Here is a 20300-nt window from a genome sequence, read left to right on the forward strand (position 1 = left end):
AAAGTAATAGGGGAAATAAAATGAAAAAAACAATTGACCATATCGGGATCGCAGTTCGTGATATAGATAGTACGATACAGTTTTATGAAAAGGTTTTATCAGGAACTTTAATAGATCGATACGTAAGTGAAGCACCTGGTGTTGAAAGCGAAGTAGCTATTCTTGAAGTTGATGGTGATAGAATCGAATTACTTGCGCCAACGAATAATTCGACTTCTCCAATAGCACGATTTATAAAGCAAAAAGGGAAAGGTGTCCATCATGTTGCGTATCGTGTAGACGATTTAGATGTAGCTTTAGAAGAATTAAAGGAACAAGGGATTCGAACGTTAGAACATACGCTTCGAATTAATAAACATGGTAGACGATTAATTTATCTTAACCCAGCGGATACAGAGGGAACAATCATTGAGTACTGTGATTATCCGGAAGAGAAGTAAAGGAAGTTTATCCTTGAGAAAAGGTGTTACGTAATAACGTAACACCTTTATAATGTGAGCTTTTAATTTTTAGTTTTTTAATCATCCCCTTTGTAGAGGAAGAGTGCAGCAGCGAAAAGATCCGCCAGATTTTATAATTTCTCCAAAGTCGATTTCAATAACCTCATAACCTCTAAGTCTCAGCTCTTTATTTGTTGTAGTATTAATGGGTAAACTAATCATCTTTTTATTGCCTAAAGATAATACATTGGTTGCTAAAGTAAATTGCTCTTTTTTAGATACTTCTATTAAATTATAACGATCTGATAACATTTTTAATGTACTATTACTAAATGCATGTGGATATATTAAGGCTTCTTCCTTTGAAATGATATTAAAAACACAATCTAAATGTAAAAAATCTTTGGAAAAAGGAACAGGAATTATTTTATAGTGTGTGAGCAACTGTTGAAGTTTTATTACAGAGTTAAATAACGTTCGATTGCTTACACCAATATATACAATATCTTGATCGATAATGACGTCGCCGCCTTCTATATGACTATTAATACAATCTATATAAGTAATATCTTTTTCTAATAATATTTTCTTGAAAATTTGCTCTTCTCCTTTACGAACTTCATTTTTCATGTTAGAAATGAAAACAGTTTCCCCTACAGTAAAACCGATATCTCTCGTGAAAACTTGTTCGGGAAAGCGTACTTCAGGAGGTAGCATTAAAGTGTGTATTCTATTTTCTTTAAGTATATCAATAAATTTTGAGTATTGTTCTCTCGCTAGATTTACATTAAAGCCTAAATTGATAAAATATTTTTGGGTCTTGTTTATACCGCTAGAAATATTCATATATAATGGTTCGCATAGTACAACTTTTTTTAACGTACTATATTCACTTGAGCAATATGACTTTAAAATACTCATTCTAATAATCCTCCAATATAGGTGATTTTTAAATTGTTATACGATGATTGAAGCTTAAAATATTTTTGGATACAGAAGATAAAACGTAATAAAATATGAACTTAAAAAAGATTGAGCTTATAATAATTAAAGTGATTATTATAAGTTGTTATTTTTCTGTATTTTCAGTTTTTTATAACGACGGGTGTATCATTGCTCTAGAAAAAACGTAAAATAATTATAGGAACTCAGAATAATCTAGTATCTTTATAGATGAATTGTTTATCTGTTCCAAATTTGTATAACAAACCGCGATAGTGTAATTTTGCTCTAACCGATTTAGGCAGAAATAGAATTGACTAAAATCGGAATTAGTGTTCCGTAAGGTTATTTTATTTTGGGACCAATCGTCCATATTGAAGCCAAAACTATCTAATGGATATAGAAGTCCTTTTCCAATTGCTTTAACAAATGATTCTTTTAGAGTCCAAATATCAAAGAAAAACGATAACTGTCTATCGTGAGGAATATACTGAAAATAGTCAATTTCTTCTTGAGTAAAGCATAGTTCGGTTACGGAAAGATCTATAGGTTGAATTTTTTCAATGTCTACACCAATTCGTCCAGTTGAAGCAAGTCCACATATAATCCATTCTTCAGAATGAGATAAATTAAAATCCCCCTTCCAACCATGATATTTATTTAAAAAAGGGCGGCCTGTTCGATCTCTTTTAATAGAGATAGTATCTGCAGGTATGAGCAATAATCTTTGCAAACGTTTTCTGATGCATAGATGAGCTAATAATGTTCTTTGTTGATCTTCTAATTTATGAAATCTTAAAATTCTTTCCCTTTCATTTTTAGGTAATTCTGTGAGTTTCAGCTCTATGTCTTTGTAGGGTAGTAAAATTCCTAATTTAACTGCAATAATTTCTAAGTAACTATCAATTTTTTTCATAATGACCTCACTAACAATATAAATAATAGTCTCAAGAGAATTTAAATGTATAATTAATTTTATTATTTATCAACTACCATTAAATTATAGAGAGCGATATAAGATTTATTGAGAAATCATGTGAATTATATTAAGTGTTATTGTATAGCTATTTTGAAGAAATGAACAAACTTATGTTTTATTTTTTTTTTTGAAGTCAATTCAATTATTAAAAAAGTTTCTCAAGGTTTGTTATGTATTTTAGATTGCTTTGAAAATTAAATGAAGTTACAATTAATCCTGTTTAATAGTTAGAAAAATCAGAAAAATAAAAGGGGATTGGGTAAGTGATAATTTCTGGAGAAATAAAAGAATTTATAAAGAATTATGATGATAAATTACCATTCTCAGGTGCGATTTTAATTCAAAATAAAAAAAAGATCTTTGAAGATGGATTTGGATATGCGAATAGAAGTGAACAAATTTTTAATACATCACGTACTCGGTTTGGTATGGCTTCTGGGTGTAAAATTTTCACTGCAGTGGCAATATGTCAATTAGTTGAAAAGGGTGTTTTAACTTTTGATACCTGTTTGAAAGAGTGTTTAGAAGACTCATTCCCACATTTTTATGAAGGCATTACAATTCATCATTTATTAACTCATACTTCGGGCATACCAGATTATTTTGATGAAGAAGAAATGGATGATTTTGAAGATTTATGGAAGGATACCCCAATGTATTCTATTAAATCTCCTGCAGATTTTCTGCCTATGTTTCAAAATTATCATATGAAGTTTAATCCTGGAAGTAAATTTTCTTATAGTAATGCAGGTTATATTTTACTTGGGTTGATTGTAGAAAAATTGACAGGGATGAAGTTTGCAGAATATGTAAAAGAGAATATATTTCAGGTTTGTGGCATGTCAGATTCAGGATATTTCCGGATGGATCAACTGCCGGAACGAACTGCACTTGGATATATAGATAATAAAGATGATAACACTTGGAGAACTAATATCTATTCGGTCCCTATAGTTGGTGGGCCAGATGGAGGGGCTTTTACAACAGTTTTAGATTTAGGAGAATTTTGGAATGGATTATTTAATGGGAAACTCCTAAATAAAGAGTACACTAATCAGTTGTTAACTCCTTATGTGAAAAATAATAGTTTACATTATGGATATGGTGTTTGGATTTCAATGGAAAATGATGAGATTCTCAAATATTTTGTATTTGGATTTGATCCAGGTGTGAGGGTTCATTCATCTGTAAATGCAAAGTCTAAGATGCAATTCCATATTATGTCTAATGTGGAACGAAATGTAGTTCCTCTTAAAAGTGGGATTGATAAATTAATTTCTGAAAAAAAGATTTAGTTTTTGAGATTCATGGATGTTTTTTGATACCTACAAAATAAAAAAGGATATGAATATTTAACTAAGAGTTAATATGCTTATAAAAACTGTTGGATTGTTCGCTTTAAATGATTAATTAGAGTATAAATTTTGAGAGCCTAAGGGTGTTTGTTAAGGATTTAAATGAAGGATTCCTGATATAAATCAACAGCATTAATTTCTATATAAAGGAGTTAATAATATGATTAGAGGAACTACCGATTTAGGGGAAAGTCAAAAGAAAGAGTTAGAGAAGCATCGTTTTTCGAAAGAAATCAACTTGGAAATTCGCGAATTACAAAAAACCAACAATTGGTATAATTTTTTTGCCATAGGATTGGATTGGGGTATTGTGTCCTTAGTAATTGCATTGAATTATTTTATCCCTACTATGTGGATGTATTTGATTAGTATTGTTATCATTGGTAGCCGTATGCGTGGCCTTGATATTATGATGCATGAGTCAAGTCATCGTATGCTTTTTAAAAATCGTAAATTAAATAAGTGGATTGCATGTTTCTTTGCTGCTTATCCGATAATGATTTCTTATAAAGCATATTGTAAGAGTCACATGAATCACCACAGGTATTTATGGAGTGAGATAGACCCTGATAAGCAAAGGTATCAAATTGTTGGGTTAGATAAACCGACTAAAAATAAAATGGAATTTTTTATTCAGCATTGCTTAAAGCCTTTGTTCTTAGTACATGTGCCGAATTATTTGATTGGAATGATCAAAGTAACAGCATATGCAAAAGAGGAACCTAGATTTGATCAAATAATCAGGACTCTATATTGGGGCGCTATCATTATTTGTTCAATTGTTTTCGGTTTCTGGCAAGAGTTGATTTTATTTTGGGTAGTTCCGTTTTTAACAACTTTTCAAATGTTAAAATATTGGGCTGAAATGGCCGAACATGCAGGACTAGAATCGGAAAATGAGATATTTGCATCAAGAAATTCTTTTGGGAATTTTTTTGAGCGTTTTCTCATTCATCCTCATAGAAACTCATACCATTTGGTACATCACTTGTTCCCTGCTGTTCCACACTTTAATATAAAGAAGGCTCATCTTATTTTAATGAAAGATGAAGAATATCAAAAAGCGCATCATTGTACAGGGTTCTTTTTTTCCACTGCACCAGGATTCTCTTCTGTAATAGATGATATACAAGGACGGATACCATTTTGGAATAAAGTGAAAGGGAAATAGATCATTATACATGTTGTGCTACATAGGCTGTATGGAAATTTAATGGTTTACCAAAGATAATTCCTGATTGCACCCTAAAATATAAATGGGAGCTAGATTAATAAAAAAAATTGGGAGATGTTAGGTGGCTAATTAAGTTCTATAGAGCCTTTTAAAATTTAGTAAATAATTTTGATTCATAGGAAAGGAGAGTATATGAATAACACGATGCTTTTTTGTTTTCCTTATGCTGGTGGATCCGGTTCGATATATAGTAAGTGGAAAAATTACTTACATCCTAGTATTGAATTGAAACCAATTCAATACGCAGGAAGGGGTAAAAGATTTCAAGAAGATTGTTATGATGATATGAATCACGCGATTAATGATATATTCGAATGTATATATAGAGTTGTAGGTAATTGCGATTACGCGTTTTTTGGTCACAGTATGGGCGGGCTTATCGCTTATGAACTTTGTAAGGAAATAGAAAGTAGAAATCTTAATGCTCCTGTGCATATTTTTCTATCAGGTGTAAAGCCCCCAAATTTTATTAGAGAACAAAAAGTGTCTAACTTACCAGAAAAAGAATTTAAAGATGTGATATTAAATTTAAATGGTACTCCAAAAGAAATTCTTAATAATCAGCAGTTAATGGATATATTTATCCCAATTTTAAGATCTGACTTTAAATTGATAGAAGAATATAAATTCAGTAATGAATTGTACAAGTTAAATACGTGTATTACTGCAATGTACGGTAAGCTGGATGATGTTACTGAGGAATACATGAAAAAATGGTGTGAGTTTACTTCGAGAGATACTGTTGTTTATGGCTATCCAGGAGATCACTTTTTTATTAATGAAAATTACATTGATATTATAAATCTTATTAATTCAACATTGGTTGGGAGAGGAGATTATTATGAGCAATGATGTTTATAATGCAGATTTGTTAACTAAAGAGGAGAAGTTTTGGTTGGATCAACTATCAACGGATTTAGAAATGAGTAGTTTTGTAAATTTTAATAAAAAAGTTGGTGTGAAAAATCAGGAAGAAAAAATATTTACATATAGGTTATCAGAAAACATATCACATAAAATTAGTGAAATAAGTAATCATTCTGAATATGGAATGCTTATCATTTTGATTGCTAGTGTGAAATATTTGCTCTCAATATACACGGATAGTAAAGATATTTCTATTGGAACGCCAGTAATTCAATCAAAATCTGGCACAGCATATTATGATCATCTTTTGATTATAAGAAGTAATGTCCATAGTAATATGACATTTAAAGAGCTTCTATTAAAAGTACAACAAAACATTACAGAGGCAAATAAAAATCAGAAAGTATCGCATAAGCGATTAGCAAAACTTTTAGGAGATGAGAATGCAAATTCTAATAAACTGAATCCTCGTACAGTCATACAGTTTGAAAATATTCAACATAATATTTCTAATCATTATACAAATGCAGATACCGTCTTTAATTTTACATGGCATGGAGATAAACTAGAGTGTTGTATCACTTGTAAAGAAAGTGTAGGAGACTTGATTGAAAGAGTTATAAATCAATTGACTCATTTGTTAAAAGCAGTAGTAGCTAATCCGAGTATAAGGCTCTCTGAAATTGATATTTTATCCAATGAGAGAAATCGTATTCTAAATGAGTTTAACAACACAAAAACAGGTTTTCCTAAGGATCAATCTGTTGTTGACTTGTTTGAATTTCAAGTAGCTAAAAGTCCCCATAAGCTAGCAGTCTTTTACCAAAATCAAAATTTAACTTACGAGGAATTAAATATAAGAGCAAATCATATAGCACATAAATTAGTTGAATTAGGAGCTAAAAAAGATTCTGTAATAGGAATTATGTTAGATAGATCGCTCGAACTTCCAATTGGTATATTAGGTGTTTTAAAGGCAGGAGCTGCATATTTACCCATTGATCCAAACTATCCAAATGAACGAATTAATTATCTTTTAAGTAATTCTAATGTAGATATCATTTTGAAGTGCAGCAATAATGAATTTAATTTTATAATTGAAAACACTAGATTTATTGATATAGATACAACTTTGAGAGACGGTACACCTATGGAAATGAGTGGGAATTTAGAATTGAAAATCCCATTAGAGAGCTTAATGTATGTTCTTTATACATCTGGAAGCACTGGTGACCCTAAAGGAGTTATGGTGAAAAGAAATTCATTTATGAATTTGCTCAACTGGTATACCAATGAATTTGATATGAATCCAACCGATAATGTATTATTAATTGCCCCAATTAGTTTCGATACAGCGCATAAAAATTTATTTGCTCCATTGATAAAAGGGGGGCGATTGCACCTTTTTGAGTCAGGTATGTATGATTACAATAAAATGTCTGATTATATAAATATTCATAAAATCACGAGCGTTAATTGTACCCCAAGTGGTTTTTATCCATTGGTTGATTATAATGAGAGAACTAATTTTAGCAGGTTAATCACGTTGAAGCGTATTTTTTTAGGTGGTGAATCGATAAATTGTAAAAAACTCAAACCTTTAGTTAAATCAATAAATTTCAAGAGCGAAATTATAAATACGTATGGTCCCACGGAATGCACGGATTTAGCCGCTTTCTATAGAATTAGTAATCAAGAGATAGAACAATTGAAGGTGATTCCAATCGGGAAGCCTCTTAATAATGTCGAAATATACATTGTTGATCAAGAAATGAATCTTGTACCTATTGGTGTAACAGGAGAACTGTGTATTGCTGGGGTTGGATTGGCACGTGGGTATTATAATGCTCCAGATTTAACGAGAGAAAAATTTGTAGAGTTTCCGAAAATTACCGAAAAAAAAGTTTATAAAACAGGAGATATGGCAAGGTGGATGCCTGATGGGAATATTGAATTTATTGGAAGGAAAGATAATCTTACGAAAATAAGGGGGTTTCGGGTAGAAGTTGGGGAGATAGAGACTGGTCTTATGAAGCATCCAGATGTAGATGAGGTTGTTGTTGTTGCAATCGAAGATACTTTCGGTACGAAAGTATTAAGTGCTTATTTTGTTGCCAATGTGAATATAACAAACTCAGAATTAAGAAATTTCCTTATTAAAAGTTTGCCGAATTTCATGGTGCCAACCTACTTCACTCAACTGAAAAAAATGCCACTCAATCAAAACGGGAAAATTGATCGTAAAGCATTGCCAGTGTCCAACTTGGATCCAGTATCAGACTTCGACTATGTTGCACCAGAAGGCGAATTGGAAAAAAAGGTTGCACATATATGGAGAGATGTTCTTAATATTCAAAAGATAGGAGTGTATGATAATTTTTTTGAGTTAGGTGGGCATTCTTTAAATGCTGCTTCGATTATATTGAAAGTTAACCAAGAATTTGACGTGAATATACACTTAAGTGAAATGTTTAAAAAGCCAACTATAAAAGAATTTACAACTCTAATACTGGATGGGGAACAACATAAAAGTTCAATTATATTACCTGTTGAAGCAAGAGAATACTATCCTGTTTCATCACAGCAAAAAAGGCTATTTATTATGTGGCAACTTAATCGTGATTCAGTAGCTTATAATTTACCGTCGGGGACAATCATAGAGGGTGATCTCGAATATGATATGTTGGTGAGAGCTTTCCAACATCTTGTTGATCGTCATGAATCTTTACGTACATCGTTTTCATTCATCAATGGACAAGTGGTGCAGTATGTACATCCTAAATTAAAGGTTATTGTTGATATCGTTGAAGCATCGGAAGAAGAATTAATGGAGTATGTACATGGGTTTGCTACACCTTTTAATCTGGGACAACCTCCTCTATTTAGAATCAAAGTTATTAAAATCAGAGAAAATAAGCATTTGCTGTTAACTGATGCTCACCATATTGTCTTTGATGGTATATCGATGGACATAATTATGGAGGAATTTTATGATAGTTATTTAAATAAAGATTTGCCTCCGATTAAATTACAATATAGAGACTATGCAGTATGGCAGGCAGAATTTTTTCAGACTGATGATTTTAAGAGTAAAGAAAAGTATTGGCTAAACATATTTAAAGATGAACCTCCATTACTGGAGTTAAATACAGATTATCCACGACACCCGGTGCAACTTTATGATAGTGATTATGTACCAATTATGGCGGGATACGATTTGACAAAGCGTTTGAAAAAGATAGCGAAGGAGAATGGGACAACCCTATATACGGTGCTACTTGCTGCTTTAAATGTATTGTTTTTAAAATATACGGGTCAAGAAGATATTACGATTGGTACCCCTACAGCTGGCCGATCTCGTCCAGGTTTGGAACGGACTATTGGTATGTTTGTGAATACGGTAGTAATAAGAAATTTCCCATGTCGCAAAAAAACATTTCTGAATTTTCTGGATGAAGTGAAGGATAATACAATAAAAGCCATTGATCATGAGGAATATCCGTTTGAATTGTTAGTAAATCAAGTAGATGCTTATCGAAATACAGGGAGAAATCCAATATTTGATATTATGTTTTCTTTGGATAATGATGAGTATTTCTTTAAGGATAAAGGGGAATTAACTTTCCGAAAATTCCCATTTGAAAGTAGTATGACTCAATTTGATATGTTCATTCATGTATTAGAAATTAATGAAGATATGCATTTTAAGTGGAAGTATCGTAAGGATATATTCAAGAAGGATACAGTACAAAGATTAGCAGAACATTTTATTTATCTACTTGATGAGATTACCGAAAAGATGGATATACCATTACAAGATATCCAGATGATGTCTGAATCAGAGATGAAAACCGTTCTTTATGAATTTAATAATACGACGGATGAATATTCGTATCAAATGACGGTGCATGAGATATTTGAGCAGAAAGTGAAAGAAGGTCCATCAGAAAATGCCATCGTGTATAAAGAAATGACACTAACGTACTCTGAGCTGGATGCAAGGGCAAATCAACTGGCCCGCACTTTAAGAAAAAAGGGAGTGCAAAGAAATAGCGTTGTTGGACTTATTGCAGAGCCTTCCTTAGAAATGGTCATAGGAGTTCTCAGTGTGCTAAAAGCAGGAGGGGCATTTTTACCGATTGATCCCACTCTTCCAATAAGCAGGATAAAATATTTTTTGAGAGACAGTGATTGTCAGTTGGTTCTGGCCCGAAATAATATGAAGGAACGCTTTACTTTTGAACAGGAAGTAATTAGGTTGGATGATGAAATAAACTGTAAAGAAGATGGTTGTTATCTTGAAAACATAAACCAGCCCGACGATTTGGCATATGTAATTTATACCTCTGGAACAACCGGTAACCCTAAAGGGGTTATGGTCGAACACAAGAATATTGTGAATCAGTTGATAGGACTCATTCGGAAATTAAAATTTAATCAAGAAATGAATCATTTATTGCTAGCAAAAATCACATTCGATGTTTCTGTTCAACAAATCCTTCTCCCGATTCTCTCTGGGGGTAGGTTATATATTCCTGAGGAAGAGCTAATCGCTGAGCCAAGAAATATGTGGAACTTTATTGAGAAAAACAAAATTAATGTCTTGGGCGCTGTACCTACCCATTTGAAAGTTTTAATAGATAATATTGTCATAAGCCAACCTCTAAACTATGTTCTTGTAGCCGGTGAGGTCTTTACAAAGAGTCTTTATGATCAATTAAAGAGTACTGTTAATGCTGAGATGATTATTAATCTGTATGGTCCAACCGAGACGACGATTTTTTCAACATACTATATTTGTCGTGAAAATGAAGAGGGTTCGAGCATACCAATAGGTAAGCCTCTAAGTAACTATAGGGCATATATTTTAAATCAAGATTATTATCCTGTACCTATTGGTGTGACTGGGGAGTTATATATTGCTGGGGCAGGTGTAGGAAGGGGATATATCAATAAGTCAGATTTGACAGATGAAAAATTTATGTCCAATCCATTTATTCCAGGTGAGAAAATGTATAAAACGGGAGACCTTACAAGGTGGCTCCCTAATGGGGACATTGAGTATCTTGGAAGGATTGACCATCAGGTAAAGGTTAAGGGAGTCCGAGTAGAGCCAGATGAAATAAAAAACCACATTTTAAATCATGAATATATTGATAATGCAATTGTTGTTGCGAAACAAAATCAAAGTAATGAAAGCTATTTGTGTGCGTATCTAATTACAAACCAAGAGGTTACCAGTACAGAATTAAGGGAGTATTTGAGGAATAAGTTACCTGAATATATGATTCCGTCACATTTTGTGCAATTAGAGAGTATGCCTGTAACGAATAACGACAAAGTCGACGTAAGAGCCTTGCAAGAAAGGGATGATGAGAATTATATATCGTTAGGTACTACTTATATAGCACCTGGAACGAATCTAGAAAAAATGATAGCGGAGATCTGGAAACAGGTACTTGGGGTAAATCAGGTCGGTATTTATGATCATTTCTTCGAACTTGGTGGGAATTCACTGAATATTATTCAAATAAATGAACGGTTGAAAAATGATTTGAACATCGACATAACTGTAATGATGCTATTTAGATATCCTACAATTTATTCTCTATCCCAGCAATTAAAGATGACTGCTGAGAGCAGGGTACAGGAAAAAATGAATTCAAATAGAGTTCAGGTAATAAAGGAATCGAAAAATAGGTTAAAACAAAGACGTCAAAGAAAGAGGGATTCGAATGAATGATAGTGCACAGGAACCGATAAGAAATGGTATAGAGATTGCTATTATTGGAATGTCTTGCAGATTTCCTGGTGGAGATACTATAAATGAATTCTGGGAAAATTTGAAGAATGGTGTAGAATCGGTAACTTACTTCACAGATAAGGAGTTACAGAAAGGAGGAATTGATCTAGAAACGATCCAAAATCCCAATTATATAAAGGCTGGTGGGGCTATTACAGGAACAGAATGGTTCGACAATAAATTATTTAATTACTCACCTAGGGAATTAGAGGTAATGGATCCACAGCTGAAAATTTTGCACGAGTGTGCTTGGGAAGCATTGGAGAGTAGTGCTTACTTTTCGGATACCTTTAATGGTTTAATTGGTACTTATATTGGAGCATCTACAAACTTATATTGGTTAGAAGCGGTATATGATGGAGCGAAAGATTTTATAAAAGAAGCAGAATTTTTAAATGGTTCTCAATTTTTCGGCACCAGATTATCACATAAATTAAATTTGAAAGGTCCTAGTTATACAGTTCAAACTGCATGTTCCTCTTCATTGGTTGCTGTGCACTTGGCATGTCAAGCTCTATTAAGTGGAGATTGTGACATTGCTTTGGCTGGAGGGGTTTCACTTACATTACCTGAGAAAAGAGGGTATTTATACAAGGATGGCATGATTCTTTCACCAGATGGACACTGTAGACCTTTTGATGATAATGCTAGGGGAACGGTCAATGGAAATGGAGCGGGAATTGTTGTTTTGAAGCGTATGGAGGATGCGATTGCTGATGGAGATTTCATCCATGCTGTTGTGAAAGGATCCGCAATAAATAATGATGGCGCTGATAAGGTTAGTTTTAATGCGCCAAGTGTAGAAGGACAAGCTGCTGTTATTAGAGCAGCTCATCACATGGCCGAGGTAGAATCTGAAAGTATATCATATGTAGAGGCTCATGGTACTGGAACAATGCTAGGTGACCCGATTGAGGTTGAAGCCTTGAAGTTGGCATTTAATACAGAGAAGAATAATTTTTGTGGTATTGGATCGGTTAAAGGGAATATTGGTCATCTTGATAACGCTGCAGGTATAGCAGGTTTGATAAAAACTGTAGTTGCTTTGGAGAATCGCATGATTCCACCAAGCATTAACTACGAGAAAGCAAATGAAAAAATTAATTTTGGTAATAGTCCATTTTATGTACAGGATACATTGGCGGAATGGAAGAACCAAGAGTTTCCTTTAAGAGCAGGAGTAAGTTCATTTGGTATGGGAGGAACAAATGCCCATGTTGTACTTGAGGAACCTCCCCAAAGAGAAGCTTCTGAGCGGAGTAGGAGATATCAATTACTTTCTTTTTCTGCACAAACGAAAAAATCTCTTGAAGAGCAAACTAAAAAGTTAGCTGAATATTTAAATCATAACAATAATGTGAATTTGGCTGATGTAGCTTATACACTTTTAAATGGAAGGAAAAATTTAAAATATCGAAGAGCATTAGTGGTTTCGGATATAGAGGAAGCGAAGCGAGAATTTTTTATTCAAAATTCTGCTAAGGTTCAAACTAACATTTGTGATGGCGGTAGTAAGCAAATAATTTTCATGTTTCCCGGGCAGGGTGCGCAATATGTAAATATGGGATTGGATTTATATAAAGAAGAGAAGAGATTTCGAGATGAAGTGAATCTTTGTTGTGAGATTTTAGAAGAGATTAGTGGGATTGATTGGAAGGAAGTCTTATATCCAAAGGACCTGGAAGCTAGAATGAGAGATGATATAAATCAAACATCTAATACACAGCCTGCAATATTTATTTTTGAATATTCATTAGCAAAAACATTAATGGAATGGGGCGTCTATCCGGACGGCATGATTGGACATAGTATAGGGGAATATGTGGCGGCTTGTTTGGCGGGAGTGTTCTCATTAAAGCAAGCGCTACAGTTGGTGTATGAGCGGGCGACCTTAATGCAGCAATTACCTAAAGGAAGCATGATAAGTGTAATGGCTTCGAAAAATGAAATTTTACCACTAATGAATCAAGATGTATCTATTGCCGCGGTGAATAGTCCAATATCATGCGTAATCTCAGGTTCTGATGAGGCAATCTATACTTTTGAGGGGGAATTGATTAGGAAAGGTTTTCAGTTTAAAAAACTTACAACTTCCCATGCCTTTCATTCATCCATGATGGACTCAATTTTAGATACCTATGGAAAGAAGTTAAAAGAAATTAATTTCCAGGATATTAAAATGCCATTTGTATCCAATTTGACAGGAGAATGGATTACGGAAGAACAAGCAAAAAGTGCAGATTATTGGGTGAATCATCTGCGACATGTAGTGGAATTTTCTGAGGGCATTAAGCATCTACTATCGGGTACGGAAAGTATTTTTGTGGAGGTTGGACCAGGTAGAACATTAAGTAGTTTTGTTAGACAACATACTCAAGGAGAATCAAAATGCCCAATTATTAATACTGTAAGGCATCCTAAAGAAAAAATTTTTGATGACAATTACTTGCTTCAAAATATTGGTAAGTTGCATATTCATGGCGTGAAGATTAACTGGTCCAAGTATTTTTCGCAAGAAAGAAGATATCGTGTTCCACTCCCTACGTATCCTTTTGAACGGCAGTTCTTTAGCCTTTCTAAGGATATTGAAATGGAAGAGAGTTCCCCTTTATCGCAAAGTGACTATGTAGAAGAGCTAAAGAGGAATGTTGTTTCGAAAGATGATAAACAGCGGAAAATTATAGAATCATATAAGAGAGTTACGGGAGTAAAACAAGTTAGTATCCATGATGATTTCTTTGAATTAGGAGGTAGCTCATTAACGGCTATCAATGTTGTTTCGAGCTTACAGAAGGATTTTGATATTTCTATTAATCATTTATTTGAATACCCTAGAGTCTCTGATCTCGCGCAGCATATGACATATAAAAAGGAGAAGACCATTCCAGATGCATTAGCAACTTATCTGATTGCTAGAGGAGAAAGGCATCGGTTAATGGAGGAGAAGATAAGAGGCGACATAGCGATACGAAGTTTATATGATGATAGAAACAAAAAGTATTACGAAATCAACCTTTCTTGCCAAACCGGTTATAAGGAAGTTCTATTGACAGGAAGCACGGGATATTTGGGCGTTTACTTATTACATGATTTATTAACTGAATTAGATTGCAATGTACATTTGATTGTAAGAAGTGACAATTGTATAAAAGCAGAAAATCGCATTAAAGAAAAAGTTTGCTCTTATTTTGGAACATCTTTTTATGATAAGTATAAGAAAAGAATTTTTGTATATAGTGGCGACCTGACAAAAAAATATATGGGCTTAGATTTGCCGAACTATCAATATTTGAGTGAAACAATCCAATGTATTATACATTCAGCAGGCAGTGTTAGTCATTATGGGAAATATGAAAAATCCTATGAAGCAAACGTTCTAGCTACGAGAAATGTAATTGATTTTTCGCTTAAGGGAGTAAAGAAAGATGTGAATCATATTTCTACATTGGCTGTAGCTTCTGGTGTAGTAAAGAATAACGAAGATATATTGTATACGGAGTATGATAATGATTTAGGGCAAATTATTGAAAATCCTTATCCAAAGACAAAGTTAGAAGCTGAAAAGATTGTACTGGAAACGAGGGATAAGGGAATAAATGTAAATGTTTTTCGAGTGGGAAACATTGGTTTTGATTCTAAAACAGGAAGGTTTCAAGAAAACATAGAGCAGAATGCATTATACTCAATGATGAAATCATATATAAGAATTGGATTGGTTCCAGAAATGGAAAGAGATATAGATTTTGCATGTGTGAATGATGTTAGTCAGGCAATTATTAAGTTGTTTAATAAAAAAGAATTAATGAATGAGACTCATCACATTTTCAATCCTAACTATGTAAGCTTATCAGCTCTTTTAACAACGTATGGATTAGACATAGATGTAAAAGAAACTTCAATTGATAAATTTATAGATTATATCTTTGATGAAAAGCAATTTAATCAATATGCATCAGATATATATAATTTACAGCTGCATTGTATAGGAGATGAATTGAAAACATTTAATGATGTCGAACAAACATTGTTCCATATAATGGGAGATAAAACGAATATGCTGTTAAGAAAAACGGGTTTTGTATGGAATAATATTACGGATGAAATGACGAAAAAAATGATTAGATATGGTCAAAAAGTTAATTATTTCGAAAAACATTAAATATAAAGTGGTGATAATTTGAAGTATAGAGAATATTTTTCACTAACTCATCCTCAACAAAGGATTTGGTATATGGAGAAAATTAATCCTCATCAGCCATTGCATAATATTGGGGGAACAGTAAAGATACAAGGAGAAGTGGATTTTGATTGTCTTGAGAAAGCAATTAATTATTTTATAAAAAAAAATGATGGAATCAGGCATCGATTTGTAGAATCGGATGAGAAGGTTCATCAATATGTGGAGAAATATCATAAATATCAAGTTCGATATACTATTTTTAATAGTCAGAAGGATTTAGATGCCTGGGTTCAGCAGGAAGCTGCAAAACCTTTCGATATCAATGAACAAGACTTATTTGATTTTGCTTTGTTCAAGTTACAAGATACTAAAGAAGGGGGATATTTCGTTAAGGTCCATCATATAATTTCTGATGGTTGGTCTATGAATCTTTTAACTGAACAGATTTGTAATGCATACACTCAAATTTTGAAAGGTGAAAAAATAACAGATCAGCTTAATAGTACCTATATGTATTGCCTTGAGAAGGAAGAATCCTATTTAACTTCAAAAAGATTTATGAAGGATAAAAATTTTTGGAATGAGAAGTTTAGTAAGCTCCCAATTGTGAAGCGGAAGAACGAAGTAGATTGTGCAAAGGCAAATAGAAAAACATATTCTTTAACAAATAATCAATCGGATGAAATTAAACAATTTGCTACTGACATAAATGTTTCTGTGTACGCATTCTTTGTTGCCCTATATTATATTTACTTAAATAAAGTAAATGGGCAGGATGATTTAATTATTGGAATGCCTGTACTTAATCGAGCGGGGAAAAATGAAAAAAATATTGTGGGGATGTTAACAAGTACTATGCCATTTCGTCATACTGTTGATAGTGAAATGACAGTCTTAGATTTTATAAAAGGCATTAATCGTGAATTGGTTCGCTGTTATTATCATCAAAAATATCCATATGATGTATTGGTGAAAGATTTGGAATTAAAGAAAAAGGGATACGGTGATTTATTTGATACATGTATTAACTATTACAATACAAAACTTCCTACTGAAATTAATGGTACACCAATAGAAAATGAAGAATTTTACAATAGGAATCAGATTTATTCAATTCAATTGATTATTCGAGAATGGTCTAGATTAGGAGGATTTAATCTAGATATAGATTATAAGGATCATATGTATACAGAAAAGCAAATTGAACAAATGTATCTTGGAATCAGTCATTTACTGAATCAGATGTTGGAGTCGCCTAATAAAAAGTTGATGGAATTAGAAATTTTACCAGAAGATATGTGGAATAAATTGATATATGAATTTAATGCAACGAATAGGGAGTATCCAAAGGACAAGACAATCCATCAGCTTTTTGAAGAACAAGTAGAAAGGACACCAGATAGAGTTGCGATTTGCCTGGAAGATAAGGAACTTACGTATCGTGAATTGAATGATAGATCTAATCAATTAGCGAGGTATATATTAAAGAAAAATGTAACAAAAGGTACAGTAATAGGAATATCAACTACGCATTCTCTAGAAACAATTATTGGAATTTTAGGAATTTTAAAAGCAGGAGCGGTATATTTACCTATTGATCCACAATATCCATCTGAACGGGTCAATTATATGCTGCAAGATTCAGATATCAATATTCTGTTCACTAATTTTGATATTTCGCATCAATGGGATCTTTCTTTGTATGCGGTTGAGGTTATCCATATAAGTGCAGCTCATATTTATATGGGAGATACTTCTAATATTAAAAATAGAAGTGAGCCGACTGACCTTGCTTACATCATATATACATCGGGTTCTACGGGAAACCCTAAAGGTACAATGATTGAACAGAAAGGATTGGTTAATTATATTTCCTGGGCAAATCAAGTATATGTAGGCGCAAGTGAAAATGAAGTTTTCCCATTGTATTCATCTCTTGCTTTTGATCTTACTGTTACAACTATATTTACCCCATTAATTAGTGGTAATCAGATTATTATTTATCCTGCTGATGCAAACGAATATGTATTATATAGGATATTTAAAGAAAAAAAAGCAAGTATTATTAAATTAACTCCATCTCACCTGTTTTTATTGAAAGATTCAGACTTTGTTGGGTGTTCAATTAAAAAAATTATTGTTGGTGGAGAAAATTTAACAGTAGACCTTGCCGCAAACATACAGAAAAAATTAGGTAGAGAAACAAAAATATATAATGAATATGGGCCCACAGAAACAGTTGTAGGATGTATGATTCATCAATTCGATATTGAAAAAGATAAAGGGGTATCTGTTCCTATTGGTGTACCTGCACAAAATATGAAAATATATGTGTTGGACTCCGATCTTCGCCCAGTACCAATGGGAGTTGTTGGAGAAATTTATATTTCTGGGGAAGGTGTTGCAAGAGGATATTTTAACAATCAGGATTTAACAAGAGAGAGATTTATTGTAAATCCATATTCGGAAAAAGAGCAGATGTATAAATCGGGTGATTTAGCTAGATTTATTGAAGGAGATAAGATTGAGTATTTGGGAAGGAAAGATGATCAAGTAAAAGTTCGTGGGTTCCGCATAGAACTAAAAGAAATCGAAATAAACTTGCAAAAATATCCGAGCATTAAGGAAGTGGTAGTGATTGATCAAGAGGATTATGATGGAAACCGCTATCTTTGTGCCTACTATACTGAGAATGCTAAGGTGAAGACATCCGAACTATTTAGATTCTTAAAAGAGATCTTACCAGTTTATATGATTCCTTCGTATTTTATTGTGTTGAAAGAAATACCGTTGACGTTTAACGGAAAGCTGGATAGAGAGGCCTTGCCGAAACCTGAAGTTAAAATAGAGAAAAAAACTGAAGGTGAGATAGAAAGTGATTTAGTAGGTATTATACGTGAAGTATTAAATGTTGAAAAAGTAAGTATAAGAGACAACTTCTATCATCTAGGCGGGGATTCCATTAAAGCAATTCAAATTTCTTCTAAGATACGTGAGAAAGGGATTAAAATAAAAACAAAGGATATTTTGGCTAATCCAGTTATTGAAGATATGATTTTATATTTAGAAATGACTAGCACAAAAGAGCAGAAGAGTAATCAACAATGTGTTGGTAGTATTGAAACGATACCATCTATCTCATGGTTTTTTTCGCAAGATTTGAACAATATAAACCATTATACACAGTCAGTGTTAGTCAAAGTAAAGGATGACGTTGAGGTTGGGATACTTGAATCGGCATTTAGCTCATTAGTTTGTCATCACGACGCTTTTCGCTTGAATTACCGGATGGAAACGAAGGAATTATTTTATAATCAAAATAATTACAATAAAAAAATAAAAATAGAATCATTAGATTTATCTGAATTATCAAAAACAGAGCGAAGTATTCGTATTGCTAGTATTGGAGAAATATTGAAATCGAGCTTTAATATTGAAAATGAAATTCTTCTTAAAGTTTGTATATTTGATTTGGGCGATTTTGGTAAAAGACTATTAATGACAGCTCATCATTTAGCTGTTGATGGTATATCTTGGCGAATTATTTTTGAAGATATAAATCAATTATATAAACAGATAGAAAATAAGCAGAAAACTTCTTTGCCGCCAAAAGATAATTCGGTACAGGATTGGGCAATTGAGTTAAAGAGAATGAGTAAAAAAATTCCAGAATCAGAAAAGCGATACTGGGAGCATGTATATCAATATGAAGAGAATTCATTTAATGATTTTGATTTAGGATTGGATCGTATGGAATTTTGCGAGAAAATGATTAAGAAGTTAACAGAAGAAGAAACTATGCAGCTGTTACAAAAAGCAAATGAAGCTTATCGAACAAAAGGTAATGAACTAATGATTATAGCGCTATCATTGGTAATGGCTAAGTATATTAAAACAAATGATGTGATTATTGAAATTGAAGGGCATGGGCGTGAAGAATTAAATGATGAAATTGATGTATCGCGAACTATTGGATGGTTTACGAGCCTATTTCCAATTCGGTTACAATTTGAGGATGTAGATATATCACAACAAATTAAACAATTAAAAGAGCAATTGCGTAGCGTTCCAAGTAAAGGTCTAAATTATGGAGTTTTAAAGTATATTTCGAAGGAATTAAGTTCTGAATCTCGAAAGTATGTTCGTTTTAACTATTTAGGTGATTTTAATGCTACATTTTCCAATGGAATTTTTGAATTTGCGTATGAAAATTCCGGTCAAGATAACAGCAATAAAAATGAGATGGATTGTTTGCTAGATATCGTTGCGTATACAGTAGATAAAAAGTTGAATTTGTCGATTACGTATAGCAAAAACAAATTTAAACAAGAAACAATATCGCAATTTTTCATGGAGTATATGAATCAATTGAGAGATTTGATTCAACATTGTTGTCAGAGAAAACATGCTGAATTCACCCCATCTGATTTTGAAACGGCAAACCTCTCGAGTGAAGATCTTGAAAATATATTTAATATATGATATTAGAGAGGAGTCATT

Annotated in this window: 9 protein-coding genes; 7 read left to right on the forward strand and 2 right to left on the reverse strand. The window is 32.7% G+C overall.

What is annotated here, in order from left to right; translation table 11 throughout:
• Nucleotides 1–20 precede the first annotated feature (20 nt).
• On the forward strand, nucleotides 21–440 hold the full coding sequence (locus tag QCI77_RS09540; RefSeq protein ID WP_002141316.1) for a VOC family protein: 420 nt from the start codon (nucleotides 21–23) through the stop codon (nucleotides 438–440).
• Nucleotides 441–521: 81 nt separating this feature from the next.
• Here the strand turns inward: QCI77_RS09540 and QCI77_RS09545 are convergent, their stop codons facing one another.
• Both QCI77_RS09545 and QCI77_RS09550 read right to left on the reverse strand, forming a co-directional pair.
• Nucleotides 522–1361 carry a dimethylarginine dimethylaminohydrolase family protein gene (locus QCI77_RS09545; protein WP_002141317.1) on the reverse strand — a complete coding sequence of 280 codons (840 nt, stop codon included), beginning with the start codon at nucleotides 1359–1361 and terminating at the stop codon, nucleotides 522–524.
• Between the two features lie 217 nt (nucleotides 1362–1578).
• Nucleotides 1579–2298, reverse strand: a complete 720-nt coding sequence (locus tag QCI77_RS09550) for a 4'-phosphopantetheinyl transferase family protein (RefSeq protein ID WP_002031270.1) — start codon at nucleotides 2296–2298, stop codon at nucleotides 1579–1581.
• 326 nt (nucleotides 2299–2624) lie between these two features.
• On the opposite strand from QCI77_RS09550, the gene QCI77_RS09555 reads away from it, so the two are divergent.
• From QCI77_RS09555 to QCI77_RS09580, 6 genes are all read left to right on the forward strand, one after another.
• Nucleotides 2625–3656 (forward strand): serine hydrolase domain-containing protein, encoded by a 1032-nt coding sequence (locus tag QCI77_RS09555; protein ID WP_012260750.1) that lies wholly within the window; start codon nucleotides 2625–2627, stop codon nucleotides 3654–3656.
• A 220-nt stretch (nucleotides 3657–3876) separates the two neighbouring features.
• Nucleotides 3877–4887, forward strand: a complete 1011-nt coding sequence (locus tag QCI77_RS09560) for a fatty acid desaturase family protein (RefSeq protein ID WP_353824815.1) — start codon at nucleotides 3877–3879, stop codon at nucleotides 4885–4887.
• 195 nt (nucleotides 4888–5082) lie between these two features.
• Nucleotides 5083–5802: a thioesterase II family protein gene (locus tag QCI77_RS09565; RefSeq protein ID WP_002141321.1), complete on the forward strand. Its 720-nt coding sequence runs from the start codon at nucleotides 5083–5085 to the stop codon at nucleotides 5800–5802.
• Nucleotides 5792–11560 (forward strand): amino acid adenylation domain-containing protein, encoded by a 5769-nt coding sequence (locus tag QCI77_RS09570; protein WP_353824816.1) that lies wholly within the window; start codon nucleotides 5792–5794, stop codon nucleotides 11558–11560. Before QCI77_RS09565 ends, QCI77_RS09570 begins: the two co-directional genes overlap by 11 nt.
• Nucleotides 11553–15779, forward strand: coding sequence for a beta-ketoacyl synthase N-terminal-like domain-containing protein (locus tag QCI77_RS09575; RefSeq protein ID WP_353824817.1), 4227 nt, complete (start codon nucleotides 11553–11555; stop codon nucleotides 15777–15779). Before QCI77_RS09570 ends, QCI77_RS09575 begins: the two co-directional genes overlap by 8 nt.
• Before the next feature lie 18 nt (nucleotides 15780–15797).
• Nucleotides 15798–20282: an amino acid adenylation domain-containing protein gene (locus QCI77_RS09580; RefSeq protein WP_353824818.1), complete on the forward strand. Its 4485-nt coding sequence runs from the start codon at nucleotides 15798–15800 to the stop codon at nucleotides 20280–20282.
• The last annotated feature ends 18 nt before the right edge of the window (nucleotides 20283–20300 follow it).

It is taken from the genome of Bacillus cereus group sp. MG9 (assembly GCF_040459995.1).
GTDB lineage: Bacteria > Bacillota > Bacilli > Bacillales > Bacillaceae_G > Bacillus_A > Bacillus_A mycoides.

Coding starts and splice junctions, on each gene's coding strand:
- QCI77_RS09540 (WP_002141316.1), top strand. CDS start 21: ATGAAAAAAACAATTGACCATATCGGGATCGCAGTTCGTGATATAGAT.
- QCI77_RS09545 (WP_002141317.1), bottom strand. CDS start 1,361: ATGAGTATTTTAAAGTCATATTGCTCAAGTGAATATAGTACGTTAAAA.
- QCI77_RS09550 (WP_002031270.1), bottom strand. CDS start 2,298: ATGAAAAAAATTGATAGTTACTTAGAAATTATTGCAGTTAAATTAGGA.
- QCI77_RS09560 (WP_353824815.1), top strand. CDS start 3,877: ATGATTAGAGGAACTACCGATTTAGGGGAAAGTCAAAAGAAAGAGTTA.
- QCI77_RS09565 (WP_002141321.1), top strand. CDS start 5,083: ATGAATAACACGATGCTTTTTTGTTTTCCTTATGCTGGTGGATCCGGT.
- QCI77_RS09570 (WP_353824816.1), top strand. CDS start 5,792: ATGAGCAATGATGTTTATAATGCAGATTTGTTAACTAAAGAGGAGAAG.
- QCI77_RS09575 (WP_353824817.1), top strand. CDS start 11,553: ATGAATGATAGTGCACAGGAACCGATAAGAAATGGTATAGAGATTGCT.